Origin of the sequence: Paenibacillus mesophilus (assembly GCF_005938385.1) — a bacterium.
In the GTDB taxonomy this organism is placed as follows: Bacteria; Bacillota; Bacilli; order Paenibacillales; family NBRC-103111; genus Paenibacillus_AB; species Paenibacillus_AB mesophilus.
Genome location: NZ_VCRA01000005.1, coordinates 447,445 through 474,367, shown reverse-complemented (window position 1 = coordinate 474,367; position 26,923 = coordinate 447,445). Strand labels below are relative to the sequence as shown.

General features: G+C 52.7%; 27 protein-coding genes and 1 riboswitch. Of the genes, 19 read left to right on the top strand and 8 right to left on the bottom strand.

Going from position 1 to position 26,923, the window contains the following annotated elements; translation table 11 throughout:
* The first annotated feature begins 41 nt into the window (after positions 1-41).
* The 6 genes from FE783_RS12165 to glnA all read left to right on the top strand — a co-directional run bounded on the left by FE783_RS12165 (position 42) and on the right by glnA (position 7,550).
* Positions 42-710 carry an HAD family hydrolase gene (locus FE783_RS12165; RefSeq protein ID WP_138879614.1) on the top strand — a complete coding sequence of 223 codons (669 nt, stop codon included), beginning with the start codon at positions 42-44 and terminating at the stop codon, positions 708-710.
* A gap of 131 nt (positions 711-841) precedes the next feature.
* Positions 842-928, top strand: a riboswitch (cyclic di-GMP riboswitch).
* Between the two features lie 112 nt (positions 929-1,040).
* Complete coding sequence (locus tag FE783_RS12160) at positions 1,041-3,038, top strand: diguanylate cyclase domain-containing protein (protein WP_138879613.1); 1,998 nt, start codon at positions 1,041-1,043, stop codon at positions 3,036-3,038.
* 93 nt (positions 3,039-3,131) lie between these two features.
* Positions 3,132-4,448, top strand: coding sequence for a GTPase HflX (gene hflX / locus FE783_RS12155; protein WP_138879612.1), 1,317 nt, complete (start codon positions 3,132-3,134; stop codon positions 4,446-4,448).
* Between the two features lie 31 nt (positions 4,449-4,479).
* A complete protein-coding gene (locus FE783_RS12150; RefSeq protein ID WP_420799734.1) occupies positions 4,480-5,703 on the top strand; it encodes a methionine gamma-lyase family protein in 1,224 nt (407 codons plus the stop codon).
* Between the two features lie 78 nt (positions 5,704-5,781).
* On the top strand, positions 5,782-6,198 hold the full coding sequence (locus FE783_RS12145; RefSeq protein ID WP_138879610.1) for a MerR family transcriptional regulator: 417 nt from the start codon (positions 5,782-5,784) through the stop codon (positions 6,196-6,198).
* A gap of 14 nt (positions 6,199-6,212) precedes the next feature.
* On the top strand, positions 6,213-7,550 hold the full coding sequence (gene glnA / locus FE783_RS12140) for a type I glutamate--ammonia ligase (RefSeq protein WP_138879609.1): 1,338 nt from the start codon (positions 6,213-6,215) through the stop codon (positions 7,548-7,550).
* Between the two features lie 84 nt (positions 7,551-7,634).
* Here glnA and FE783_RS12135 read toward each other — a convergent pair whose 3' ends face one another.
* Both FE783_RS12135 and lexA read right to left on the bottom strand, forming a co-directional pair.
* Positions 7,635-8,768, bottom strand: a complete 1,134-nt coding sequence (locus FE783_RS12135) for an RCC1 domain-containing protein (protein WP_138879608.1) — start codon at positions 8,766-8,768, stop codon at positions 7,635-7,637.
* A 183-nt stretch (positions 8,769-8,951) separates the two neighbouring features.
* A complete protein-coding gene (gene lexA, locus FE783_RS12130) occupies positions 8,952-9,575 on the bottom strand; it encodes a transcriptional repressor LexA (protein WP_138879607.1) in 624 nt (207 codons plus the stop codon).
* Between the two features lie 207 nt (positions 9,576-9,782).
* On the opposite strand from lexA, the gene FE783_RS12125 reads away from it, so the two are divergent.
* The 4 genes from FE783_RS12125 (at position 9,783) to FE783_RS12110 (ending at position 12,085) form a co-directional block, all read left to right on the top strand.
* On the top strand, positions 9,783-10,151 hold the full coding sequence (locus FE783_RS12125; RefSeq protein WP_238402999.1) for a LysM peptidoglycan-binding domain-containing protein: 369 nt from the start codon (positions 9,783-9,785) through the stop codon (positions 10,149-10,151).
* A gap of 180 nt (positions 10,152-10,331) precedes the next feature.
* Positions 10,332-10,538 carry a DUF896 domain-containing protein gene (locus FE783_RS12120; protein ID WP_138879606.1) on the top strand — a complete coding sequence of 69 codons (207 nt, stop codon included), beginning with the start codon at positions 10,332-10,334 and terminating at the stop codon, positions 10,536-10,538.
* A gap of 179 nt (positions 10,539-10,717) precedes the next feature.
* Entirely contained in the window at positions 10,718-11,230 is a 513-nt protein-coding gene (locus FE783_RS12115) for a hypothetical protein (RefSeq protein ID WP_138879605.1), read from the top strand.
* Between the two features lie 60 nt (positions 11,231-11,290).
* Positions 11,291-12,085 carry an HAD family hydrolase gene (locus FE783_RS12110; protein ID WP_138879604.1) on the top strand — a complete coding sequence of 265 codons (795 nt, stop codon included), beginning with the start codon at positions 11,291-11,293 and terminating at the stop codon, positions 12,083-12,085.
* Positions 12,086-12,163: 78 nt separating this feature from the next.
* On the opposite strand, the gene FE783_RS12105 is transcribed toward FE783_RS12110, so the two are convergent.
* On the bottom strand, positions 12,164-12,706 hold the full coding sequence (locus FE783_RS12105) for a 1,2-dihydroxy-3-keto-5-methylthiopentene dioxygenase (RefSeq protein ID WP_138879603.1): 543 nt from the start codon (positions 12,704-12,706) through the stop codon (positions 12,164-12,166).
* A 202-nt stretch (positions 12,707-12,908) separates the two neighbouring features.
* Between FE783_RS12105 and metH the strand changes: the two genes are divergently transcribed.
* Entirely contained in the window at positions 12,909-16,346 is a 3,438-nt protein-coding gene (gene metH, locus FE783_RS12100) for a methionine synthase (RefSeq protein WP_138879602.1), read from the top strand.
* 62 nt (positions 16,347-16,408) lie between these two features.
* Entirely contained in the window at positions 16,409-17,326 is a 918-nt protein-coding gene (rnz, locus tag FE783_RS12095) for a ribonuclease Z (protein ID WP_138879601.1), read from the top strand.
* 111 nt (positions 17,327-17,437) lie between these two features.
* On the opposite strand, the gene tlp is transcribed toward rnz, so the two are convergent.
* Positions 17,438-17,659, bottom strand: coding sequence for a small acid-soluble spore protein Tlp (tlp, locus tag FE783_RS12090; protein ID WP_138879600.1), 222 nt, complete (start codon positions 17,657-17,659; stop codon positions 17,438-17,440).
* A 240-nt stretch (positions 17,660-17,899) separates the two neighbouring features.
* On the opposite strand from tlp, the gene murC reads away from it, so the two are divergent.
* The 4 genes from murC to FE783_RS12070 all read left to right on the top strand — a co-directional run bounded on the left by murC (position 17,900) and on the right by FE783_RS12070 (position 21,465).
* Positions 17,900-19,195 (top strand): UDP-N-acetylmuramate--L-alanine ligase, encoded by a 1,296-nt coding sequence (murC, locus tag FE783_RS12085; RefSeq protein ID WP_138879599.1) that lies wholly within the window; start codon positions 17,900-17,902, stop codon positions 19,193-19,195.
* A 252-nt stretch (positions 19,196-19,447) separates the two neighbouring features.
* Positions 19,448-20,215: a class I SAM-dependent methyltransferase gene (locus FE783_RS12080; protein WP_138879598.1), complete on the top strand. Its 768-nt coding sequence runs from the start codon at positions 19,448-19,450 to the stop codon at positions 20,213-20,215.
* Complete coding sequence (locus tag FE783_RS12075; RefSeq protein WP_138879597.1) at positions 20,212-21,147, top strand: hypothetical protein; 936 nt, start codon at positions 20,212-20,214, stop codon at positions 21,145-21,147. The genes FE783_RS12080 and FE783_RS12075 overlap by 4 nt, the downstream gene beginning before the upstream one ends.
* A gap of 75 nt (positions 21,148-21,222) precedes the next feature.
* Positions 21,223-21,465: an NHLP leader peptide family RiPP precursor gene (locus tag FE783_RS12070; protein ID WP_138879596.1), complete on the top strand. Its 243-nt coding sequence runs from the start codon at positions 21,223-21,225 to the stop codon at positions 21,463-21,465.
* A 2-nt stretch (positions 21,466-21,467) separates the two neighbouring features.
* Here the strand turns inward: FE783_RS12070 and FE783_RS12065 are convergent, their stop codons facing one another.
* Positions 21,468-23,279 (bottom strand): sensor histidine kinase, encoded by a 1,812-nt coding sequence (locus FE783_RS12065; protein ID WP_238402998.1) that lies wholly within the window; start codon positions 23,277-23,279, stop codon positions 21,468-21,470.
* A gap of 397 nt (positions 23,280-23,676) precedes the next feature.
* The gene (locus FE783_RS12060) at positions 23,677-23,991 is read right to left on the bottom strand and encodes a heavy metal-binding domain-containing protein (protein WP_138879594.1); all 315 of its coding nucleotides are present in this window, start codon (positions 23,989-23,991) and stop codon (positions 23,677-23,679) included.
* A 202-nt stretch (positions 23,992-24,193) separates the two neighbouring features.
* Here FE783_RS12060 and FE783_RS12055 point away from each other — a divergent pair, with 202 nt between their 5' ends.
* Positions 24,194-24,562 (top strand): CidA/LrgA family protein, encoded by a 369-nt coding sequence (locus tag FE783_RS12055; protein WP_138879593.1) that lies wholly within the window; start codon positions 24,194-24,196, stop codon positions 24,560-24,562.
* The gene (locus FE783_RS12050) at positions 24,537-25,229 is read left to right on the top strand and encodes an LrgB family protein (RefSeq protein WP_138879592.1); all 693 of its coding nucleotides are present in this window, start codon (positions 24,537-24,539) and stop codon (positions 25,227-25,229) included. Before FE783_RS12055 ends, FE783_RS12050 begins: the two co-directional genes overlap by 26 nt.
* 147 nt (positions 25,230-25,376) lie before the next feature.
* Here FE783_RS12050 and sufU read toward each other — a convergent pair whose 3' ends face one another.
* Together sufU and FE783_RS12040 are read right to left on the bottom strand one after the other, a co-directional pair.
* On the bottom strand, positions 25,377-25,811 hold the full coding sequence (gene sufU, locus FE783_RS12045; RefSeq protein ID WP_138879591.1) for a Fe-S cluster assembly sulfur transfer protein SufU: 435 nt from the start codon (positions 25,809-25,811) through the stop codon (positions 25,377-25,379).
* Between the two features lie 98 nt (positions 25,812-25,909).
* The gene (locus FE783_RS12040; protein ID WP_138879590.1) at positions 25,910-26,515 is read right to left on the bottom strand and encodes a nitroreductase family protein; all 606 of its coding nucleotides are present in this window, start codon (positions 26,513-26,515) and stop codon (positions 25,910-25,912) included.
* A gap of 185 nt (positions 26,516-26,700) precedes the next feature.
* Here FE783_RS12040 and FE783_RS12035 point away from each other — a divergent pair, with 185 nt between their 5' ends.
* Complete coding sequence (locus FE783_RS12035) at positions 26,701-26,904, top strand: hypothetical protein (RefSeq protein WP_138879589.1); 204 nt, start codon at positions 26,701-26,703, stop codon at positions 26,902-26,904.
* The last annotated feature ends 19 nt before the right edge of the window (positions 26,905-26,923 follow it).

The following is a 26,923-nucleotide window of genomic DNA, read 5'->3' as shown; positions in this document are numbered from 1 at the left end:
CGGACGGAGAGCCGGTGAATCGGATAGTTGGAGGAATGGAAATGATACGCGCGGTCGTATTCGACTTTGACGGACTTATTCTGGATACGGAAACAAACGAATTTCATGCGTATGCGGACGTTTACCGGCATCATGGGGCGGAGCTATCATTGGAGGTTTGGTCGAAAGTAATCGGTACGGACATGTTGTCGGTATTCGATCCTTATGAATATTTGGAGAAAAGCATCGGCAGACCGATCGATCGCGGGCAATTCCAATCGATGCGCAGGAAGCTGTTCGCGGAGCGCATGGAGAGGGAGCAGCTGCGTCCGGGTGTCGTTTCGGTTTTGGAGCAAGCGAGCCGGCTCGGCTTGGCGATCGGGCTTGCTTCCAGTTCCGGCAGCGACTGGGTTACGGGGTATTTGAGCAAATTCGGGATATCGGACTATTTCTCGTGTGTGCGGACGCGGGACCATGTGGCGAGAGTGAAGCCGGATCCGGAGCTTTACAGACAGGCAGTCGAGCATCTCGGCGTGCGGCCGGAGGAAGCGCTCGCTTTCGAAGATTCGGCAAACGGCGCCTTGGCGGCTCATAGGGCCGGGCTTCACTGCGTGATCGTACCGAATCCCGTCACGGCATCGCTAACGTTCGGACCGCATCGCAAAAGAATAGATACGATGGAAGGATTGCAGCTCGCGGAGCTGATCGCTGAAATAACGGCCCGTTCCTGACATTGATTCCAGACTTGATAATTGGAATTCGAATTTTCGGACTTAACAGAAAACTTTGAATCGTTAGAATTATTGTATCGCGAAATGGCAAGGTATGGTATATTAGGTTTCAGGTGCACGTAAGAATATGGAAATACATTTGGCAAACTTGCCGAAAGGCAGGGACGCAAAGCCACAGGTCTAAGGTTCGGGCGGACTATGACAGCTGGGTTGCCGAAACGCAAATTTCACGATCTCGTTATCGTGTGATCGGCCGTCCCTGTAATCAGGGGCGGCTTTTTTTGCCGGTATACAATTCCGGCTGCAATTAAAGCGGAAGGGAAGAACCCAATGCACTTATCGCGCTCATTACGGCCGATTCGTATGGCCGCTGTCCGGAGGAAGGATTCGGTGCTCGCCGCACTCGTTTTGTTTGTCGGCGTAAATGCATGTATCGACGCTATACCCGATTTGACAAGGAGTGCGGCTTCGGTTCTTTTTACGGGGCTGCTGCTCGCGGCGGTATTCCTGAGCAAGAAAAGGAAGGCGGCTTACGGTATGTCGAGTTTGGCTTTACTCGTGTACGTAGCCGCTGTCCAGCCGGAGCAGATGTTCGCAACCTTGATGACGGTTTACCCTCTGCTGCTCTTTTACGCCCTTCTATTGCCGAATCCTTTGTATACACTTGCAGCCGCAATAGCCGTCGGTATTAACCTGTACGCTTACGCTGATTTTTCGGAGCATAACGAATGGATGACCCACTTGTTTTTTATTTCGATTAACGCGGTCGCCTATACGATCCTTGCCTACTATGCGCGGAAGCTGGAGAAAGAAAGAAACGAATACCGCCACTTGAGCATGATCGATTCGTTGACCGGGCTTGCCTCGCTGCAGCAGACGCTGCAGTTCGGCGAACAGCTGATCAAGGAAGGCAAGACGGTGCGAGTACTGCTGATCGATCTCAATTTCTTCAAGCAAATTAATGACACGTACGGACATATGGTAGGAAACAAAGTCATTTTGCTCGTCGCGGACTACTTGCGGAAGCTGGTCCAGCCTGCGAATGGCATAGCCGGACGGCTGGGCGGAGACGAGTTCGTCGTCGTCGTGGAAGACGAGCCCGCTTTTGTCCATATGCGGCAGCGTTTGCTGGATGAGCTGAACGGACAATCGTTCGTCCCCGATGAAGGGCTTCCGCCCGTTTCGCTATCGTTCTCCGTAGGCGTTTCCGTTTCCGTCCCCGACCGGATGCTGGGCATCGAAGATTTGCTCCATGATGCAGATCTGAACATGTATGAATTCAAGCTGCATCACCGGCTGCCGACGTTCCACGGGAAAACGGCGGATTTGATCGAGCATAACCCCGACCCGATCTGCACGTTCGACCGAAAAGGGAAGCTCGTTGCGGTCAATCCGGCTTCGGTCAAGCTGCTCGGGTATTCGGCCGAGGAGATGACGAAGCGACAGTTCGTTTCCATGATTCATCCCCAGGACCGGTTGAAGGCGCTTACTTATTTTCAGGAGACGATGGAAGGAAATTCAAATCATTTCGAGCTTAAGATGATCCATAAGGAAGGGCATACGGTAACCGTCGATGTGACGAACATCCCGATTATCGCCGATCATCAAATCGTAGGCATTTATGGCGTAGCCAAAGACGTAACGGATCGTAAGAAGGCGGAGGAGCTGCTGCGAAATTCCGACCGGCTGGCTGTCACCGGACAGCTTGCCGCGGGTCTTGCGCATGAAATACGAAACCCGCTTACAGCGCTCAAAGGCTTTGTCCAGCTGCTGCAATCTTCGCGGATCGAGAACAAAGCGTACTACCCGGTTATGCTGACCGAATTGGAACGAATCAATTTCATCGTGAACGAGTTTCTGCTGCTGTCCAAGCCCCGGCCGGCGAGCTTCCGGGAAACCGATATCCGGACCGTAATCGATCATGTAGTGACGCTGCTGGAGACGCAAGCGATTCTGAATAAGGTTCAGATCGTTACCGAACAGGTAAAAGACATGCCCCTGATTCGCTGTGACGAGAATCAAATGAAGCAGGTGTTCGTCAACTTGTTGAAAAACGCAATCGAGGCGATGCCGGACGGCGGGCAAGTAGCCGTTCGGACGGAGAAGTCGGACCAAGCCCTGACCGTCCACATTACTGACCAGGGGGGCGGAATCCCGGAAGAACTGACGCCTAAGGTCGGGCAGCCTTTCTTCACGACGAAGGAAAATGGAACCGGACTCGGCATCATGATCTGCCACAACATCATGGAGAACCACGGCGGGAAGCTGACTATAGCGAGTGCGGCGGGAAGCGGAACGACTGCAGAAATCGAGCTGCCCTATACGTAACCGCGCTAGAAACGGATATAATATGAAAGCTTATTCGGAAATATGTTACAATGAACCGTACACACGGCAATGACGGGATAAAGGAGTTTTGGCATGAAGCAAACGACGCATGAAGTGACCGACGGCATCCCGGATAAAGCGGTTGTCGTCAGTCTCGTTTTGAAAAGCGACCGGTTATCCGATGGCATGGTGCAGTATTCGCTTGACGAGCTGATCAGCCTGGCCGAAAGCGCCGGAGTCGAGGTGCTCCATTCGGCGGTTCAGGCCAAAGACTCGATCGATCCGAAATGGTTTATCGGCAAAGGGAAAGTGGAGGAGCTTCGCGATGTCGCCGACCGACTCGGAGCCAATACGGCGATATTCGACCAGGAGCTGTCCGGGGCGCAAGTCCGCAATCTGGAGCGTGCGCTCGATCTGAAAATTATCGACCGGACCCAGCTTATCTTGGACATATTCGCACAGCGTGCGAAGACGAGCGAAGGCTTCCTGCAAGTCGAGCTTGCCCAGCTCAGCTATTTATTGCCCCGCCTGTCGGGTCACGGCGTCAATTTATCCCGTCTTGGCGGCGGTATAGGTACGCGGGGACCGGGGGAGACGAAGCTTGAGACAGACCGGCGCCATATTCGCAACCGGATCAGCGAGCTGAGAAACGCGCTGCAAGAAGTAAGGCGCCACCGTGTGCTGCATCGGGAACGCCGGAGAAAGACAGGCGTGTTCCAGGCGGCGCTGGTCGGTTATACGAACGCGGGCAAGTCAACGCTGCTCAATCGTCTTACTCAAGCGGACGTATATGCCGAGAACCAATTGTTTGCAACGCTCGATCCGACATCGCGCATGCTTCGTCTGCCGAACGGTCAGGAGATCGTTCTGACCGACACGGTAGGTTTTATACAAAATCTTCCCCACGATCTGGTCGCGGCGTTTCGGGCGACGCTCGAAGAGGTTTGCGAGGCGGATCTTATTCTGCATGTCGTAGACAGCTCAAGCGAGATGAAGGAACAGCAGATGCGCGTCGTAGACGAGGTGCTTCAAGAGCTCGGAGCACAAGGCAAGCCGACGATCGCCGTATTCAATAAAATCGATCTGCTGTCGGGAGCGAATGCCGAACTTTTGACCGCAGAAGGGGATATGATCCGGGTTTCCGCCTTCTCCGAAGCCGATTTGGAATCGCTCAAGCTTTCCGTTCAAGAGAAGCTTATGGGCGATACGAGACGGTTTCGCATACCGGCGGGACGCGGCGATCTGATCTCGCTCGTGTACCGTGTAGGCGACGTGCTGGAGCAGGAAGTGGAAGGGGAAGACATCACCTTCGACGTGCGATTGAAACAACTCGAATTCGACAAGAAAGGCTATATGCTTCAGGCGTTTATGGCGCATGAAGCGATTCAGCAAGAGGGAGAGAATCATTGAAATGAACGTACCGGATAAAATCGCCCGGCTCATGGATGAAGCGGAGGCTATTGCGGAGCCTAAGCTGAAGCAGTTGGACAGACGGGTGGACCGCAATCAGTGGAAGGTGATCGAAGCTTTCCAGAAGCATAAAGTAAGCGACTATCATTTTGCAGGATCAACCGGGTATGGATATAACGACCGCGGCAGAGAAGTGCTGGATCTCGTATATGCCGACGTGTTCGGGGCGGAGGCGGGGCTTGTGCGGCCCCACTTCGTCTCCGGAACCCACACGATCGGTACCGCCTTGTTCGGCATCCTGCGCCCGGGAGACTTGCTCTTGTACATAACCGGCAAGCCGTATGACACTTTGCATAAAGTAATCGGCAAGCCGGGAGACGGAACGGGATCGCTCCAGGATTGGGGAGTGCGCTACGATGAAGTGGCATTGGCCGATGATGGGCTCCCGGCATGGAACGTACTGCGAGACAAGCTGATGACGAACCCGCCGAAAGTGGTCGGCATCCAGCGGTCGAGAGGATACGATTGGCGGCCATCCTACACGGTGGAGCAAATTGCCCAAATGGTGCGGTTCGTCAAGGAAATTGTGCCTGACGTAATCGTATTCGTCGACAACTGCTACGGCGAGTTTACGGAAGAGAAGGAACCGACCGAAGCCGGAGTCGATTTGATGGCAGGTTCTCTTATCAAAAATCCCGGGGGCGGCATAGCACCGACGGGAGGGTATATTGTCGGCAAGCGAGACCTTGTCGAATTGGCCGCCTATCGGCTTACGGCTCCGGGCATCGGGGGGGAGGTCGGGGCGATGCTCGGCACGACCCGGGATATTTTCCAAGGACTGTTCCTGGCCCCGCATCTTGTCGGACAAGCGCTCAAAGGCAGCGTGTTCGCCGCCGCGTTGTTCGAGCTGCTCGGCTTCGATACGCATCCGCGCTGGAGCGACGAACGGACCGATTTGATCCAGGCGATCCGGTTCTCGGGACCGGAGCATTTGATCGCCTTCGTGCAAGGGATTCAGAAAGCGGCGGCCGTCGACTCCCACGTCGTACCCGAGCCGTGGGACATGCCCGGCTATGAGCATCCGGTCATTATGGCTGCCGGGACGTTCATTCAAGGCGGAAGTCTTGAGCTATCCGCTGACGCGCCGATCCGATCTCCGCATATTGCTTACATGCAAGGTGGACTTACTTACGCGCATGTGAAATGGGGAGTCGTGATGGCGCTTACGAATATGATGGAAAAAGGGCTATTGTAATTAAACCTAACATACATTGACACATTTATGTCCGATATGTACAATTAAGATATCCTCTACATGTTGGAGTGGTGTAAAGTGAGCGATGAAATCCGCCGTAATATGGCATTGTTCTCGATCGGTACCGTCATGAAGCTGACCGATCTGACCGCACGGCAAATCCGTTATTACGAGCAGCATGAATTGATCGTTCCGGCGAGAACGAATGGCAATCAACGGCTGTTCTCGTTCAACGACGTCGAAAGACTGCTGCAAATCAAGGCGCTGATCGAGAAGGGCGTCAATATTGCCGGCATTAAGCAAGTGCTGAATCCGGTATCGAAAAACTCCGAGGAAGCGACGATCATTACGGATCAGACCGAAGTGAAGCGCAAGGAGCTGGACGATGCGCAGCTGCACAAAATGCTGAAGCGGGAATTGATGACCGGCAATCGGCGCGGTAAAGTTTCCCTGATTCAAGGGGAGCTTTCGCGGTTTTTAAATCATAAAACTTAAGGAGGAGTTGTACGATGACCCAACCGACCTACACAAAAGAGGACATTTTACGCATCGCGAAAGATGAAAATGTCCGCTTTATCCGACTGCAGTTTACCGATTTGCTCGGGACGATCAAAAACGTCGAAATTCCGTTAAGCCAATTGGAAAAAGCGCTTGATAACAAAATGATGTTCGACGGCTCCTCCATCGAAGGCTATGTCCGGATCGAGGAATCCGACATGTACTTGTATCCGGACCTCAGCACTTGGGTTATTTTCCCTTGGGTAACCGAGGATCGCGTGGCCCGTCTCATCTGCGATATTTATTTGCCGGACGGTCGTCCGTTCCCCGGAGATCCGCGCGGCATTCTGAAGCGTGCGCTGAAGGAAGCCGAGGATATGGGTTACACGGCGATGAACGTCGGACCCGAGCCGGAGTTTTTCCTGTTCAAGACCGACGAGAAGGGCAATCCTACGATGGAGCTTAACGATCAAGGCGGTTACTTCGATTTGGCTCCTACGGACTTGGGCGAGAACTGCAGACGCGAGATCGTCTTGACGCTCGAGGAGATGGGTTTCGAAATCGAAGCTTCGCACCACGAGGTGGCGCCGGGGCAGCACGAGATCGATTTCAAATACGCGGATGCCATCAAGGCGGCCGATCAGATTCAAACGTTTAAGCTCGTCGTCAAAACGATTGCAAGACAGCATGGACTTCACGCTACTTTTATGGCCAAGCCTTTGTTCGGCGTGAACGGCTCCGGGATGCATTGCCATCAATCTTTGTTCCGGGGAAGCGAGAATGCGTTTTTTGACGATAGCGACAAGCTCGGCTTAAGTGAGACGGCGCGTCACTATATGGCCGGCGTACTGAAGCATGCGCGGGCGTTCGCAGCGATCACGAACCCTACCGTCAACTCGTACAAAAGACTCGTTCCCGGCTACGAAGCGCCATGTTATGTCGCGTGGTCGGCAAGCAACCGCAGCCCGATGATCCGGATTCCGGCTTCTCGCGGTCTAAGCACCCGTGTCGAAGTGCGCAATCCCGACCCAGCGTCGAACCCGTATTTGGCGCTTGCCGTCATGCTGAAAGCGGGCTTGGACGGGATCCAAAACAAAACGCCGCTGCCTGCGCCCGTTGACCGCAACATTTATGTCATGAGCGAGGAAGAGCGGGAGGAGCAAGGGATTCCTAGCTTGCCGTCGGATTTGCGCGAAGCGCTCGTGGAGCTGCTGAACAACGAGGTTATCTGTGATGCGCTCGGCGAACATGCATTATCCCACTTCATCGAACTGAAAGAAATCGAGTGGGACATGTACCGGACTCAAATTCATCAATGGGAACGCGATCAATATATGACGCTGTATTGATTTGGATACAAAGAAGCCATGGACGCAGTCCGGCATAACGCCGGAATCGATCCTTGGCTCTTTTTTCTGGAAAAAAATATGTCGTTATTTCAAATCGATCCGAATCGGTGTTACACTCGAACGGAAAGTGCCGTCGCTCAATTGGCCGTAATCGTTCGAGCCCCATGCCCAAAGGGTGCCGTCGTTTCGAACCGCCAAATGGTGAGCCCCGCCGCAGGCGATCGCGACTACATTGTCCAACCCGGCCACTTGGTGTAGGTTCGGATTGATTTTAGCGCCATGCTCCGGAAATTTGTCGAGCGTAATTCCCCAAGACCAGACCGTGCCGTCCTCTTTCAGGCCTAACGAACGGTCGAAGCTTCCTTGGATGGCGACGATGCCGTCCAGCGCCGGGATGCGCACCGGCGTCGCGACTATTTTTTTTTCGTCCAACCCAAGCTGGCCGCGGAGGTTGCTTCCCCAGCCCCAAACGGAGCCGTTCTTTTGAATTGCAAAGAAGCATTCGTCGCCGGCGAATACGCTGACCACGTTCGATAAGCCGTCCACTCTCTTAGCTTTAATCGGCGCGATGCTTCCTAAAGGCGTTGCGCCATCCCATGTCCAAACGGAGCCGTCTTTCCCTACGATCGTCAGAATGGACTGTCTGGACCATTTGGCGAATGCGATATCTGCCGCATCGGAAATGTTGGGAATCTGGACTGGAGTATCGCCATATCCGTGAGGGACGGGACGCCATACCCAGACGGATCCGTCCTTCTTGACGGCGGAATGAAACGAATCGCCCGCCGCCACTTTTACGATGTCCGCAAGATCGAGCTGAACGGGATCCTGGATTTGGAATTCCAAGCGGTGATCGGAGCCGCCAACCGGGAACGGGCCCGCCAACCAAGTCCAGACCGTGCCGTCTTTTTTCAGAAACAAGTTGGACGAAACTTGCGCGATTTGCTGCATCGTCCCCATCCGGATCGGGGTATTGTCGCGAAGCTTCCAGTTCGGAAATTCGAAATCTCCAATACCACCCCAGTACCACACATCGCCTTGATCGTTATAAGCGATATTGTGCGAGCCGTCAGCCGATATGTACAGCTTCGGTTGCGGCGTATGACCGCTCGTCGGCGACTCCGCATAGGCGAAAGTACCTGACGCCATAGTCAGCACGGCGACCCACAGGAAGAAGCGAATTCGGATGTTTCTCAGTACAGCGGTTAACCGGTTCAAGCCAATTCCTCCTCATCTTTATTGATCAAATTGGTTCCCTTGCCATGATTACCAATAAATGGCCGGATTTACCTATTCGTTAGACGACAACAAGCGCGATTTGGTTTCATTACGGTATCATTTCGAAACGAAAAAACAGCCTTCCGGTTATGCACCGAAAGGCTGTTTCGTTAGGGCGCGCGATTAATGAATGTCGCGGAACAGGCCGATCACTTTGCCGAGAATCGTCACGTTCCGCAGGCGAATCGGGTCCATCGCCGGATTCTCCGGTTGAAGACGAATATGGTCCCGTTCCTTGTAGAACGTCTTGACGGTCGCCTCGTCGTCTTCCGTCATGGCGACGACGATGTCGCCGTTATTGGCGGTCTGCTGCTGCTTGACGATGACGTAGTCGTTATGATGGATGCCGGCTTCGATCATGCTCTCGCCGACGACGCGCAGCATGAAAACGTTATGGTCACCGACGAAATGGCTCGGAAGCGGGAAATACTCCTCGATGTTCTCGGTAGCCGTGATCGGCATGCCTGCCGTTACTTTCCCGATTAACGGGACGCGGGCGATCGAGAACGAGAATGCGGAAGCCGATTCGTCATGGCCGTTCAATATTTCGATTGCTCTCGGCTTGGTAGGGTCTCGGCGAATAAGACCTTTTCTCTCCAGGCGGTCCAAGTGGCCGTGTACCGTGGAGCTGGACGCAAGCCCAACGGCTTCGCCGATTTCCCGCACGGAAGGAGGGTAGCCTTTGTCGCGCACTTCGTTCTTGATAAATTCGAGTATCGCTTGTTGGCGATTGGAAACCTTGCTCACGATTATCACTCCATATAGACAGATTTATATGGGTAAATTATACCACAGAACTCGAGTTCGTACAAACATAAGTTCGTTATTTGTTGCATAAAGTTAGTAGAACGTTAATCGTTAAAAAAATGCGAACAACCGTTCCCTGAATGATTGACACGAATATGTGTTCGTGTTATTCTGATACCAGAACAAATGTTTGGGGAGGAATTCAAAGTGCAATATGCAACTTTCCATCATAATCAATCGTTTCATCATTCGGGAGTTCGTATGGCTCGAACCGTTTCTGATTCCGGCATCGTTCGCGCCAAAAGGCTGCGACTCGCGGCGTTAGCCGTCATTATGCTGATCTGCATCGGGTTTGGAGCTCTAATCCATACATTTACCGGCGACAATGAAGTTCAGGCCGCGGCCATTCCCGTCCTAGAGCAAATCGTCGTAAAACCGGGCGATACGCTTTGGTCGATTGCCGAACAGCGCGTTCACCAAGGCGAAGACATTCGCATCTATATTCAGAAGCTGAAGAAGACGAACGGTCTAACGTCGTCGGCGCTTCAAGCCGGTCAAGTACTGCAGCTGCCATAAAGCGCATTCATCCGACCCATTGCATTATATATTCGCATCCAATCATCCGACACGGATACCTACATAACGTTCCAGCCCGGCGCTACGTGCCCCGGGCTTTTGAGTGTTTCCGCCCGCTCGCCTTGACAATCGACTCCGAACCGTGCAAAGTAGGAGATAACCGACACAAGGAGGCCGAATATGATTACCGAACAAATGATCGCCCGTATTAACGAATTAGCCAAAAAAGCGAACACGGTCGGCCTGACCGACGAGGAATTGGAAGAACGCAACGATCTGCGCAGACGTTACATTGATGCGTTCAAAACGTCGCTCAGGGCGCAGCTCGATTCGATCGAATTCGTGGACGGGGACAACAACGAAAGTCCCGGCAAGAAGCTTCACTAATGGAGCTGCTACGTGAACACAGCATTCCGGACCCGCTGCAACTTGCCCAGCAGTCGCCAATGTTCGATCGACACGACGGATTACCTGCAAATTCAGTGAATTTATAAGGGTAGGGCAAGGATGAAGCGCTTCTATTAATGCCAATAAGTACGAAGCACTCTTAAGAACGGAGGAACGGCATGTCCCGCAAATGGGAACGGATGGTCCAAAGAAACAGCAAAGAAATGAATCGCAAACGGGTAAAATCGGGCAAAACGCCGATTTCCGTATCGACGGAAGAGCAAATGGACGTATTCAAAGGGAGAAGCTGGTTTTTGCCGACTCTCCTGGTCGCCTGTTCGCTCTTTTTCGCGATCGTGTCCGTAGCGTACTACGAGACCCAGACGTTATACTGGGTTACGGTAGCCGGTTACTTGGCGCTAGGAGTCATGTACTTCTTGCGCAGGCCTTATGTCAAGGTCGGCAAACAGAAGCTGTCCACGCGCCGGATGGGAATGGACAAAGTGTTCGGTGCGGATGAAATCGAATCGATTTCGGTACAGCCGGGCAGTGTGGCGATTCAATTGAAAGGAAAGCGCACGCGGTGGGTGCTGTCCAAGTTCCAAAGCTTGTACGACATCCCTGCCCTTGCAACCCGGTTGAAAAAATTCGCCGAAGTCAACGGAATCGAATACACGGAAAACGCGGCTTAGGCGCTGCTGCGTATCGATTTGCACAGCGTCTTAATGGGAATAAAGGGGAGAATACGGTTCATGGCGATACGAGCGGTTTTGTTCGATTTGGACGATACATTGCTTTGGGACGACAGAAGTGTGAAGGAAGCGTTCCAGGCGACCTGCGCGGCCGCCGCCGAGGCGGTTTCGGTCGATCCGGTCAAGCTGGAAGAGCAAGTGCGGAGAGAGGCGCGGGCGTTATACGAATCGTTCGAAACGTTCCCGTTCACGAAACAGATCGGCATCAATCCGTTCGAAGGATTGTGGGCGCGCTTCAGCGAGGGAGAACAGGAAGAGTTCCGCAAGCTGGAGAAGCTTGCTCCGGGATACAGGACGGCAGCGTGGACGAGAGGGCTGAAGGCGCTAGGCGTTGATGATGAAACGCTCGGCTTTCGTCTCGGGGAAATGTTTCCGCAAGAACGGAGAGCAAGACCGATCGTATACGACGAGACGTTCAACGTTTTGGACGATTTGAAAGGCAAAGTCAAGCTGCTGCTGCTGACAAACGGCTCCCCCGATCTGCAAAAGGAAAAAATTGCCGGTGTGCCCGGGCTTTCGGCGTATTTCGATCATATTGTTATTTCAGGAGCGTTTGGCGTAGGAAAGCCGGCTCCATCTATTTTCCGATATGCGATGCAGCTTCTGGATATTCGTCCCGATGAAGGAATGATGGTGGGGGACAAGCTGACTACCGATATTATAGGGGCAAACGGAGTAGGCATGAAGTCGGTTTGGATGAACCGCCACGGCATTTCCCGCAATGACGAGATCGTCCCTGCTTATGAAATCGACAACTTGAGAAGCATTCATACGATTATAGAAGAGCTCGGCTGAGATGACGAACTAAATTGCAGCAAAAAAGCCCGATGCTTTCAATAGAAAGCGCCGGGCTAGTTTCGTACCGGGAACAGCTTATGCTTTTTGGAACGACGGGTCGTCGTAAGGATGCGCGATCCAGCCTTCCGTCTCGATAAAGAGGCGGACGGCGACGATTTTACGGTTTTCCATCAACGTGAAGAAGTGGGCTTTGTTCTCGGGAACCGAGATGACGTCGCCCGCTTCGAGCTCTACGTCGAAATAGCCTACGTCCTCAGTACCTTTGATGATGAAGATGCCTTTGCCGGCCGTAATCGCCCGGACTTCATCCTCGGTGTGCGTATGCACCTGCTCGAATTTTTTCAACAGCTCGTTCAAATTCGGAGTGGCGTCGGACAAGGCGACGATGTCCCATGTTTTGTACCCGCGGCGGCTCGCCAGATCGCGAATTTCGCTGTCGAATGTCTGCAGAATTTGCTGCTTCTCTTCGTCGGAGAGGACGAACTTCTCCTGCAGTTCAGGGGCCAGCTTGCCAGGATTCCAGTGCTCGTACAGCACCTCTTGATTTTCCAGAAACGATCTGACGTTATCTTCGCCCGTGATGCGTTCGTTCGTATTGCGAATACGGATTTCTGCCATGACTATCCCTCTTTCCCGAAAATAGATGATTGCCGTGTTAATAGGTATTATATTCGAAAACGTTTCATGTGTCGATGGATCGCCGGCGATTAATTGCTTAATTCCGATAAGAAAACAAGACAATATCGCTCTTTCGAAAAACGGCGTATTCTGGTAGACTAATCTTTATTGCGAGAAGGTTATAGGACTAGGGGTGGACTTCATGCCGAAAATGGCTCTAGCGGAACGGCTTAAGCAAAAAATATTGATACTGGACGGCGCGATGGGTACGATGCTCCAGCAGGAAAACTTGACGGCCGACGACTTCGGCGGCGAGGAGCTCGATGGCTGTAATGAAATTTTGGCGGTTACGAGACCGGACGTACTGACGAAAATTCACGAAGCTTATTTGGATGCGGGCGCCGATATATTGGAAACGAATACGTTCGGATCGACAAGCGTCGTATTGGCCGAATACGATATACCGGAGCGGGCTCGCGAGCTTAATTTGGCGGCGGCCCGATTGGCGGTAGAGGCGGCCAACAAATATTCGACGCCGGAATGGCCCCGTTACGTGGCGGGAGCTATGGGGCCGACGACCAAAACGCTATCCGTTACCGGTGGGGTTACGTTCGAAGAGCTTATCGACAGTTACTACGAACAGGCGCTGGCTTTAATAGAAGCCGGTGTGGACGCGCTGCTGCTCGAGACGTCTCAGGATACTTTGAACGTCAAGGCGGGCAGCATCGGCATTCGCAACGCGTTCGAGACATCCGGCGTTACGCTCCCCATCATGATATCCGGCACGATCGAGCCGATGGGTACGACCCTTGCGGGGCAAAACATCGAATCGTTCTATATCTCGCTCGAGCACTTGAATCCGGTTTCGATCGGCTTGAACTGCGCGACGGGTCCGGAGTTTATGAAAGACCATATCCGTTCGCTGTCGGCAATCGCCAAATCGGCGGTCAGCTGTTATCCGAATGCCGGGCTTCCCGACGAGAACGGGCATTATCACGAATCGCCCGCTTCGCTCGCGATGAAGCTGGGCGCTTTCGCCGAACAAGGCTGGCTGAATATCGCGGGCGGCTGCTGCGGTACGACGCCGGATCATATCCGCGCGATCGCGGAGAAGATGCAGGAGCTGAAGCCCCGTTCGACGTACGGCGATCACCCTGCTGCGGTATCGGGCATCGAGACGGTTTATCTCGAGGAAGACAACCGGCCGATCATGGTCGGAGAACGGACGAATATTTCCGGCTCGCGCAAATTCAAGCGTCTGATCAAGGAAGGCAAGTTCGAGGAAGGTTCGGAAATCGCCCGGGCGCAAGTGAAGAACGGTGCGCAAGTGATCGACATCAATTTGCAGGATACCGATATCGACGAAGCTTACGCCATGGAGAACTTTCTCCAATTCGTCGTCAAAAAAGTAAAAGCGCCGCTCATGATCGATTCGACTTACGATCATATTATCGAGCTCGGACTCAAACATTCGCAAGGCAAAGCGATCATCAACTCGATCAACTTGGAGGATGGGGAAACGAAGTTCGAGAACATCGTTCCGCTCATTCATAAGTATGGAGCAGCCGTCGTCATGATTCTCATTGACGAAAGCGGTCAGGCCGTGTCCCGTCAAGCGAAAATCGAAGTGGCCGACAGAGCGTACGAACTGCTTACCAAAAAATACGGCATGCAGCCGCACGACATTATTTTCGATCCGAACATGTTCCCGGTAGGATCGGGCGATCCGCAGTATATCGGTTCGGCCGTGGAGACGATCGAAGGAATACGGATGATCAAAGAAAAGTACCCCGAGTGCAAGACGATTCTCGGACTGAGCAACATCTCCTTCGGGCTACCGGACGCGGGACGCGAAGTTCTGAACGCCGTTTATTTGTACCATTGTACGAAGGCGGGTCTGGATTACGCGATCGTCAATACGGAGAAGCTCGAACGGTACGCATCGATACCGGAGGAAGAGCGCAAGCTGGCGGAGGACTTGATCTACAATACGAACGATGAGACGCTCGCCGAGTTCGTCGCTCATTTTCGCGAGAAGAAGGTCGAGAAGAAAGAGAAGATGTCGAATCTATCTCTCGAAGAACGTCTCGGCTCCTATGTCGTCGAAGGAACGAAAGAAGGTCTTATCCCCGATCTGGAAGAAGCGTTGACTAAATATGCGCCGCTCGATATTATAAACGGTCCTCTAATGAAAGGGATGGAGGAAGTTGGACGCCTGTTCAACAATAACGAGCTGATCGTGGCCGAGGTGCTGCAGAGCGCCGAAGTGATGAAGGCGTCGGTTGCGTTCTTGGAGCAGTTCATGGAACGTTCCGAGAGCGCAGTCAAAGGGAAAATATTGCTCGCCACGGTGAAAGGCGACGTTCACGACATCGGCAAAAACTTGGTCGAGATCATTTTGTCCAACAACGGCTATCAAATTATCAATTTGGGCATCAAGGTGCCGCCGGAGCAATTGATCGAAGCGTACCGCAAGGAGAAGCCGGATGCGATCGGTTTGTCCGGGCTGCTCGTCAAATCGGCGCAGCAAATGGTCGTGACCGCCCAAGACTTGAAAGCCGCAGGAATCGAAGTGCCGATTCTCGTTGGAGGAGCGGCGCTGACGCGGAAGTTTACGAAGACGCGGATTGCCCCGGAGTACGACGGCGTCGTGCTTTACGCGAAGGATGCGATGGACGGGCTCGATATCGCCAACAAGCTGAGCGATTCGGAGCAGCGTCAGAAGCTGATCCAGGAGCTGCGCGACAGCATGGATTCGATCGTCATGGAGTCGGGGAAGAGCGACGAGGTCAAACTTACGAGAGCCACCAAATCGACCGTATCGCAAGATGCGCCCGTATACATTCCGCCGGATATGGAAAGACATGTGTTAAAGGATTATCCGATCGACCATATATACCCTTATGTAAACATGAGAACGCTGCTCGGGCACCATCTCGGTTTGCGCGGCAACGTGGACCAACTGCTGAACGAGAAAAATCCGAAGGCGCTGCAGCTGAAAGAAACGATAGACGGATTGTTCGCGGAAGCGAGAACCGAGGGGCTGATCAAGGCAAACGGCATGTACCGGTTTTTCCCGGCACAGTCGGACGGAAATGACATCATCATCTACGATCCGACGGATGCTTCGGTTGTCCTGCACCGGTTTTCGTTCCCTCGCCAAGAGGTGGAGCCATACTTGTGTCTGGCCGATTTCGTGAAGCCGGTGTCGAGCGGTACGATGGACTATATCGGTTTTATCGTCGTTACGGCGGGGCAAGGGATCCGGGCGAAAGCGGAGGCGATGAAAGACAGCGGCGACTATTTGCGCTCGCATGCGCTACAGTCGTTTGCGATCGAGCTGGCCGAAGGGTTCGCCGAACGGATGCATCATATGATGCGGGACATGTGGGGCTTCCCGGATTCGCCGGAGCTTACGATGCAGCAGCGATGGGGAGCAAGGTATCAGGGCATCCGCGTATCGTTTGGCTATCCGGCTTGTCCGAATCTGGAAGATCAGGAGCCGCTGTTCCGTCTTATGAAGCCGGAAGACATCGGAGTGGAATTGACGGAAGGATTTATGATGGAGCCGGAAGCGTCCGTCTCGGCGATGGTTTTCTCGCATCCGGAGGCGCGATACTTTAACGTGGACAAAGCTTAAGGACTATCACATCATACCTGGGTGATTACGTGACAGTTCCTTAACCCGGCGGAAGGAGCGGCATGGAGCTTTATTTTCTAGGTACGGGGGCGGGAATGCCCTCGAAGGAACGGAACGTGACCGCCGTCGCCTTGACGCTATACGACGAACGCGGCACGATGTGGTTGTTCGATTGCGGAGAAGGAACGCAGCATCAAATATTGCGATCCCCTTTAAAGGCGAGCAGACTCGAATTTATTTTCATTACGCATTTGCACGGCGATCATGTGTACGGGCTGCCCGGATTGCTCACCAGCCGGTCGAATCAAGGAGGGACGACGCCTTTGACGTTGTTCGGTCCTCCGGGTCTCGAGGCGATGCTGGAGCCCGTACTGCGGTTCAGCCAAGCTCATTTGTCGTATGAATTGTCGTATCGCGAAGTAAGGGAAGGGCTCGTATTCGAAGACGACAGGTTCGAGGTCACGTGTGCCAAGCTCGATCACCGAATCGACAGCTACGGCTACAGAATCGTTGAGAAAGACAAGCCGGGCAAGCTGGATGCGGCCAAGCTGAAAGAGCAGGGCATCCCTCCCGGACCTTTATTCGGGAAGATCAAGGACGGAGAAACCGTTACCCTGCCGGATGGTACGATCATCGACGGCAAAGCGTTCATCGGTCCGCCGATACCCGGAAGGAAGATCGTCATCCTGGGAGATACGCGGAAATGCGAAGCCGCAGTGGTGCTGTCCGCGGATGCCGACGTGCTCGTTCATGAAGCGACATTCGATTCTTCCATGGAAGCATTAGCCGAAACCTACTATCACTCGACCGCTAAAGAAGCGGCACTGACGGCCAAACGGGCCGGAGCGAAGCAGTTGATTTTGACTCACATCAGTTCGCGTTATCAGGAGGATGAAGCGCAGCAGCTGCTAATTGAAGCCCGGGAGCAGTTCCCCGCGACTTGGATGGCACGGGATCATGGTTCCTTTCCGATAACGTGATGACCCATTGCCGGATGCGGCAAAACCAATAAGCCCGATTCAGTCGAACTGAAAAGGGCTTATTGTCCGATTCACCGCCTAAGGCGTAATGGAGCGGATGAACCTGAAATGTTACTCCGCGTTATTCGCTTCGTCCTGCGCTTCTTCTTGGAATCCGGCGATGCTTGCGCGTCTCCGTTCGTTTTTCGCTTCGATATTTTGCTTCTCCGTAGTGGAAATCTCGTCGGCATGCTCATCCAAGTATTGTTCGGCTTCCTCGAGGTTGCCGGCCGTATGGCGGGCCATGTTTTGCAGCTTCTCCGCGTTATCGGAACGATCGTCAGGCTTTGCCAATGTAATCTCTCCTTCGCTCGGGATAAAGTTCGAATACCAACATAACATTCCACGAATGGAGCAAAATATACGCGGCGCCAATCGGATAAGCTATACGCCTTCTCTATTTGGGGAATACTGTCAATGTCGGGAACATCGCGTCAATAGGCGGGAGCACAGACTCCTATTACGTTTCATATACTGGGAAGTATGACATTTCGATTAAGGTTTCAGTACCTGGACAATAAGGGAGGTATCCTTATGGAAAAGTATCACTTTATAGGCATAAAGGGTGCCGGAATGAGCGCATTGGCGCAAATTTTGCACGATACGGGACATCTTGTACAAGGCTCCGATATGGAAACCGAGTTTTTCACCCAAAAGCCGCTCGAGCAGAGAGGAATTCCGATGTTCCGTTTCGGCGAGAGCGAGATCGGCAGAACCGGCATGAGGGTTATCGCCTCCAACGCGTTCCTGGACGACCACCCGGAAATTGTAAAATGCGAACAGCAAGGGGTTACGGTCGAGCGATATCATCATTTCCTAGGTGATTGGATTAACCGCTACACCAGCATCGCGGTAACCGGAGCGCACGGAAAGACGTCGACGACCGGCATGATCGCGCATACGTTCAGCGGGCTGCAGCCGACCTCTTTTTTGATCGGCGACGGAACCGGCTCGGGTGTACCGGACAGCAAATATTTCGTCTTCGAAAGCTGTGAATATCGCCGTCACTTTCTCGCATACGCCCCGGATTACGCGATCATCACGAACATCGACTTCGATCATCCTGATTATTTCTCGGGTATCGACGATGTTACGCTCGCCTTCCAACAGATGGCTGACCGCGTGAAGAAGCATTTGATCGCGTTTGGCGACGATCCGCAGGTAAGATCGCTTAAGACGAACGTTCCTGTTCTGCATTACGGGTTCGGCGAGCAAAACGAGCTTCGCGCGGATAACGTCCGGTCCGGGATCGAAGGAATGACGTTCGACGTCCATTTGCATCAAAACCGTCTTGGCACCTTTACGGTATCCGCCTATGGCAGACATAGCGTGCTGAACGCACTTGCGGTTATCGGCGTCGCCGTGCTTGAAGATCTGAATATGGATCAAGTGAGAAGCCGCTTAGCCACATTCGAAGGAGTCAAACGGAGATTTACGGAGAAAAAGCTGCGCGGCAACGTCTTGATCGACGACTACGCGCATCACCCGACGGAAATTGCCGCTACGCTCGATGCGGTTCGCGCCAAATATCCCGGCAAAAAAGTCGTATCCGTTTTTCAGCCCCATACTTATTCCAGACTGGAAGCTTTCATCGACGAGTTCGCAAGCTCCTTGTCCGGATCGGACGAAGTGTATTTGACCAACATTTTCGGCTCGGCGCGCGAGCAGAACGGCAATGTTTCGATCCAAAGCCTGATCGATAAAATTCCGTCCTCCCGTCATATAACGGAGCAGAGCATCGATCAGCTGAGCGTGTATCAGGATTGCGTGCTGTTGTTCATGGGTGCCGGCGACATTCAGAAATATCAAGCCTGGTATGAGCAAGCATAACGGCAGTGTACATGAACTAAAATCCCATTCAGCAGACTGTGAAGTCGGCCGGATAGGGATTTTTTTGTCGACTGAACACCAATAAAGAACTTTAACGGAATTACCGCCATGATTGATAACAGGGGCTTTGTGGACCGACATGTCCCGGTCGTCAGAGAGCAGATACGTTATTCCGTATAAGTTCTTAAATGGAACTCCAGTAGGTCTTTCGTGCTATAATAGTCGGGTAATTCGGATGAGAGTACGGAAGGAATGATGAATACGAGAGCAGATAGGTTGGATCGCATGCTGAACGTTACGGCGGAACTTTTCTTCGGGGTGGAGAATTCGCTGTTTTTCCGACGATTCGGCGAGAAAGGAACGACATTGCTCGATATCGGCTGCGGGAACGGTACATACTTGGCCTGTATCGGCGAGCATTATCCGGATATGAGGCTTACGGGAGTCGAGATCGAGGAGGAAATGTGCCGCAAGGCGCAGGACAAACAGAAGCGGAACTTGACGTTCGTTCATGGAAGCTATGAACAGCTCACCGGGACCGGTTCGTATGATACGATTCTCGCAAGACTCGTTGTACCGCATATTCCCGACAGGAGCGGCTTTGTGAAATGGTTATACGAGCATACGTCGGAGCAGTCGACGGTGATCGTGATCGACTTTGACGACGAGCGTTACCGCGACAACGATGAACTGCCGCTATTTTCCTCGCTCTACAAAAAAGCCCGTCAATCGCTGAAGCGGAAAGGGACATTCCTGGAATTGCCGGATGCTCTCCTGGTTGAGTTCCGCCATGCCGGTTTCGTCCATCTTGGAACCGAATGGTATTCCGTCCGCACGGATCGTCGAGATTTGAAACAGGTATGCCGGGAATACATGCTGCTGGCGACGGAATATTTGCTTGATACGCCGATAACCGCCGAACGCGAAAAGGAACTGGACCGATGGCTGGATAACGACGACTCGTTTCTGGAAATTCCGATGTTCGGCATCGTATTCGGTCGAAGCTCGGGGGTATTATGAACTGGCTCGAACCCTACAAGAAAGAGTTGGTCGAAGTTTTTGCGGAAGCGGAGAGGCTGATAGCCGCATTTCCGGCTCCATTAAACGAAAGAGGATTGGCGTATGTAAGCCGGTTTCACCCGTTTCGGGCCGACAGTACGAAAAACTACATCTGTTATTTGCTCCCCTACTGGTTGGATCATGATTCGGTCGAGAATAAGGACGCGGCAATATGCAGCCGGATGTCGCTCGCCAACGTGTTTGTCATGCTTCACTTTTTCATCCAGGACGACCTGATGGATACCGCTCCGACGAAATGGAAGGAGCAGCTGGCTCTCGACCATTTGCTGCACATGCAATTTCTCGAGCTATATCGGCCAATGTTCGATTCCGGATCGCCTTTCTGGACTTACTTCCGGCAATACGTCACGGAGTGGGCGACGAGCGTGTCGGATGAAAGGGAGCGGGAAGCGTTCCACGATCGCCCTTCGCGCATCGCGCATAAAGCCAGTCCCGTCAAGCTCGCTTCCACCGGGCTGCTGTTGTTGTCCGGGCGGTCGGAGCTCATACCCGATGTTTCCGATATGGTCGATGAAGTGTTGATCACGCTGCAAATGGCGGACGATTGGACCGATTGGAGGGAGGATCTGCAGCAGGGAAGCGCGAACACTCTGATCGCCTTTATTAATCGCGAGCGCCGCACCGCCGCCGAACTTTACGAGAAGGATCTCGAGACGTCGATCTATGTGGGGGGGTATTTGAGCCGATTTGCCCAACTGGCTGTCGATAGGCATCAAAGGTTAAAAGCATACGGACTTCGATTACCTCATTTGATCGATTTTCACGAATATTTGACTGCCAATCTGCTCTCCGCCGCTTCAACGATCGAACGGGATAAAAGTCGGCTGCTTCAGGGAGGATTTGCGTATTGGCTGTCGAAAAATGCCAATTAATTGTGGATTCCGGCACTGTTTCATGCTACACTTGGGACGTTATACTTATCCAATCATTGGAAAGGGTGTCTTTTCGTGTCGGCAGAACAATTATTGAAGCAGCAAATCATCGAAAAAGCTTGGGAGGACGATGCGTTTAAGCAAAAACTGCTTAGCGATCCGAAAGCGGCTATCAAAGACGCCTTCGGGGTAACGATCCCGGATGAAATTCAGCTGAAGGCGCTGGAAGAATCGCCAACCGAATTTTATTTGGTCATTCCCCCGAATCCGTCGGAGACGATCAAAGGCCAAGATGCCGATACGAATGCGGCCTGGTAATGCTATTCCGGGGCGGCGGCTGATGGAAAGCGTATAATCGCTTCCGTCCCCGCGCCTTTTTTGCTTTTGAATTCGATTTTTCCCTGCATTACTTCGATGATGCGAAACGTAACCATAAGACCGAGTCCGGTTCCTTTCGTCTTGCTGGAGAAGTAAGGCTCTCCCAGCCGGGAGAGCTCGTTTTCGTCCATCCCGCCGCCAGTGTCTTTCACGTGAATGACGATTTCGCCGTTACCCGGGTAGGCCCATATTTCGATCGTTCCCCCGTTTTCCAATGCTTCGATGCTGTTTTTGACGATATTGACGAAAGCCTGCTTCAGCTTCGAAGAATTACCGGAAATATATACGTCGTCCGGTATTTGTACGCGAATTTCCCCCCCTTGAATGTTAGCCATCGGAGCGAGAATGCCTTGAATGTGTTCGAACTCGTCGGACAGGCGTAGCACGGACACATCATCCAGCTGCGGCTTGGCGAACGTTAAAAAATCGGTAATAATTCCGGAAGCCCGGTCCAACTCATCCAACGCGAAGCCCAAATACTTTTTAGGTTTGTCTTCCGACGTTTCTCTGAGCAGTTGGAGGAAGCCGCGGGTTACTTGAAGCGGGTTGCGGACCTCGTGCGCTACGGATGCGGCCAGTTCGCTTAAAATTTCCATCTTCTCATGGCGCTGCAGCCGGCTGTTGTACAGCTCCAGCTCTTTGGTGTGATTGACGATCTGTTCATGATCCCTCGCGAACCTGCGGGACAAGATTACGATAAAGGCGATTACAAAGCATAGTACGCCCCATTTCCACAAGTAAAGCTCGTAATTTTTCGCATGGGCGTAAAACCAGATCAATTCGCCGATTCCGGTTGCCGCGAACAACGCGAAGCCGGTCGATAAGATGATGGCGTCTTTGTTGCCCCGGACCGCATGCAGCGACGAAACGCTGATGAGCAGTAGAAATTGGACGAGCATGACGATGCCGAGAACGGTTAAGGTGAAGAAGTAATAGATGTTGATATACTTGAAGCCTGTAATCTCATTCAACAGCAGCAAGGCAATACAAAATGCCGAGTAAGCTACGATGAATTTGCGCATGTACACAATGACCGTTACCTTGGCGCCATCCAGCGCTTTCTCGATGAATAAGGCTAGCGACGGCAGAAAAACGAACAAGGAGAGATCGAACGTAGTCAAGCAAAGCTTCCCGTAACTGCCGAAAAACGTGTAAGGAAAGGGCGAGTACGTTACGATCATCGTGCCTGTCGTAAAAATGACCAGCGATAATGAGATCCATCTCGCAAGCTGGGACTTGTTCAGAAACGGCGAGCATAGCAGCATCATCGCACCGAAGAAGACGAGCGAGCCGCCGAGTATCAAATCGAATAAGTCCGTTTTGTAAAACCGGATCAGTTCGTCCTGATATTCCCCGATCCCGATATTTTGATGAAGTCCGATGCGATCGCTATAGGTAACGATTTTGATATATAAAGCCTTCCCCATATCCTGCTGCTCCAAGGGGAGCGCGATCTTGAATACGTCGTAGGAATAGTGCCGCTCGGATTCGTAAATGGACCGCTCTCCGGCGTATATGTTCACTTTATGTCCGTACAGCTTGTCTATAAAAAGCCCGGGTTGTTTCCATGCGGATGACCTGTACGGGGGCAGCTCGATTTTGATCCAAGCGCTTGTATAGTTTGCCGGGTTTTCCGGAACCGGGTTGTCGGCACTCGCATGTATCCATCCGCGGGGATCGTTTCGTTCCTCGGACGTTGATCCGGTATCGTGCTGCGTTGCCCATTTGAACTGCCATTCGCCGAACGGTTCCATCGAAACCGGATCAGCGCTAACGGATGGCGGCGCGAGTATGAATGGAATAAGAAAAATTATAAAACAAGCCGTTAGTATAGGCGGAACTGCCTTCATCCTTGCACCTCGGAACAACCCCGGTATCTAGCCCGCAGGTTTTGATGAAATTCGACATTCAATCGTTCAATCTGACATGAAACGCATAACTCTTTCAAAAGTATGACATTTCGCGGGAAAAGGCAACTAGATTTAGAGATTGAAGGCGACAAAATTTTGGCTCGGAGGGAAAAACTAGAGGTTCGACTCGGTCTATCGAACGATATGGGGTTTGCGCTAGCAGCGGAAAAGGGAAAACGCCCGATCGCCTAGTCGTGGACGTCGGCTCTCAGGCGCTCCTAAGTATGAATGTCGTATCGGATTATTGTACGCGTACCGCGGTACCGCTAACGGCGACCATGAGCATTCCGTCACGGATGACTTCGTAATCGACGTCGATCCCGACGATCGCGTTGGCGCCATAACGCGAAGCCTGCGAGCGCATTTCTTCGAATGCCATGTCGCGGGCTTCTTTCAGCTTGCTTTCGTAAGCGCCGGATCTGCCCCCGACAATATCGGTAATGGAGGCGAACAGGTCACGTACGATATTCGCTCCCATAATGGCCTCGCCTGTAACGACGGAAACGTATTCGACGACCGTTTTGCCCTCGATCGAAGGCGTAGTTGTTAAAATCATTGGAAATCCTCCATTCGTTTCATTCATTTGTCTTAGGAACTTTAACGGAATAACGTACCCGCTCTCTGACGACCGGGACTTGCCGGTCAACAAAGCCCCGGTCGCCAGTTAGGGCGATAATTCCGTTAAAGTTCCTGACACTATCTATGATATACTTTTCCATGTCGATTAAAAAGTAAAATGTTGTGAAAGGGGAAATCCGGTGCGAGGGTTGTCCATATTGCTTGCCTTCCACTTCGCGGGCCTGCTTGTTCGCGAAGGTCTTCATGTCCCGCTTCCGGCTAATGTAATCGGACTTATTCTGTTTGTCATATCGCTGTTTGCCGGATGGGTGAAGCTTGAATGGGTGGAGGAGAGCGCGCAGTTTTTGCTTCGGCACTTGATGTTGTTTTTCGCTCCGTTCATCGTCGGGACGATCGTATTCTTTCCGGTTATCGGCAGCAATGCATTAGGTATCGGTTTGAGTCTCATAATCGGCACCCTGCTCGTATTGCTCGTTACGGCTAAAGTAACCGGGGCGCTGTCTGGGAAGGGAGGCTCCGAGGATGAACGGAAACAATTGGTGGAATGATCCTTTGTTCGGCGTTACCGTTACGGTAGCGGCATACGTTGTCGCCCTCCGTCTACACGCCCGCATACGGTGGCTTCATCCGTTGTTTGTATGCTCGGCTTCGTTAATCGTATTTCTGCTCGCAAGCGGCATTTCATACGAATCCTACCGGATCGGCGGCGATTTGCTTATTTTTTGCCTCGGTCCGGCAACGGTTGCGTTAGGCGTGCCGATGTACAAGCAGGCCGTGAGGCTCAAAAGACAGCTTCGCGCCATCATTGCGGGGGTACTGGCCGGCAGCTTATGCGGAATGACGAGCAGCGCTTTTTTCATCTGGATCGCAGGCGGGTCGAAGGAGCTGTGGATTACGGCGCTGCCGAAATCGACGAGCTCGCCGATCTCGATCGAGATCGTGAGACTGCTTGGGGGAGTCCCGGAGCTAGGCGCCGTTCTGACGGTTTTGACCGGGCTTGTCGGGAGTATGTTCGGACCTGCTTTTTTGCGTGCCGTCCGTGTCCGGGACGACGTGGCGATCGGAGTCGCCATCGGCACGGCGTCGCATGGAATCGGAACTGCGCGGATCATCCGGGAGTCCGAGCTGCAAGGAAGCGCAGGCGGACTGGCGATGGGCTTGACCGGGATCGTGACCTCTTTGTTATCTATTCCGCTTTACTGGATCTTGCATTAACCGTAAACGAAGTTGGGTTTCGAAGCCTGCCTGTCTTGACGGCGGGCTTTGTTTGTCGGTGATAGTTAACGTCATTAATAAATATCGAGGAATCAGTTCGCAAAAAAGACTCCCTGACATGCAGGGAGCCTGTGTAAGACGGGATGATTAATGAGAGTGCTGCTTCATGGCGCGATCCAAGCCATTCCAGCCGAGCAGAGAGCAATTGTGGCGGGCTCTAAGCTTATGGATGCCGGAAAGGGCCAGAGCGTCGCCAAGCTCCTCCTCGTCCTCGGGCAGCTCGCCGTTCTTGATCATATCGTTGAATAGTCCGATCAGCCTTTCGGCTTCTTCGAACGATTTGCCCTTGACGAGGTCGGTCATCATCGAGCAGGAAGCCATACTGATCGAGCAGCCTTCACCCTCAAATTTAACGTCCTTAATTTTCTGGTTTTCGTCTACCGTCATGTAAAGCACCATAACATCGCCGCAGGTCGGATTTTTATATGGGAACTGGATCGAGCCTTCCCCTTCCAGCTTGCCTTTGTTGCGGGGATTTTTATAATGATCCATGACGATTTGTTTGTACAGGTTCTCCAGCAACGTCTCTCACCTCACGCTGAACAATCGGAATTGTTCGTAGATTCCTCTTATTTTACACCAATTTGCGCAAGATGAAAACAGCGGACGTACCGGCCGGGTCAAAGCAACCGGTTTCCGAAGGAGCCCATATGAAGCGTTTGTCCGATAGGTCTGCGGTTGGAAGGCTTTTCCCGTTCCTGCAAATTCGGCGGCAGCGCCTCCGCTTCGCCCTGATAACCGATGGCAATGACGGCATGTGCGTCGAAATCTTCGGGAATGCCGAGCATTTCCAGGGCTTTATTCGCATCGAATCCGCCCATCGCATGCGATACGAGTCCTTTCCGGGCTGCTTCGAGAGCAAGAAATCCCCAAGCGGTCCCGGTGTCGAACGCATGACTGCGGTTTGGATTTCCTCTTGAATTGATCCGATTCGACAACGCAAGAACGAGAATGGGGGCTTTATCGCACCATAACCGGTTCCCTTCATTAATAAACGAGAGGAACACCGTCTTTTCTTGTTCCGTACGAGCCACTATGTATTGCCAAGGCTGCTCGTTGTTGGCCGAAGGGGCCCATCTGGCCGCTTCGAACAAGCTTAGCAGCACGCTTTCCTCCACTTCCTGAGCGGCAAAAGAACGGGGGGACCAGCGGCGGACATAAGTGGTATCGATATCGTATTCGGCTTGACGATAATTGGAGATCGTTTCGGATTGTATTTTGCTCATAACGGCATTTTCCTCCCAGAGTTTGAAATGATCCATTCCCAATCGATTATATTATACCCGATGAGTAACTTTGCAACTTTTAGAGATCCCGGCTTTGATTATACACGGACTGCAATTCTGAATGTTTCCGGATTTCCGGGACAAACTAATTGGTGGAGCTTGGACTATGGAAAGGGGGAGCCGGGATGCAGCTGAATAATCAGGACTTCGCCGTCATCAAACAGGCGCTGAGAGTCGCATTGAAGCATGATGGAAGCAAACAGGCTTCGTACAGCTACCGCGAGGTGCTGGCGAAGCTGTCCAGCGAGCCGAAGGATAGGTCCTCAAGCGCTCATGGGATCGACCGGGACGGCTTTCGGTACGATTATGACGATGCCGCGGAAATATAATATTTTCCGGGAAAGCGCA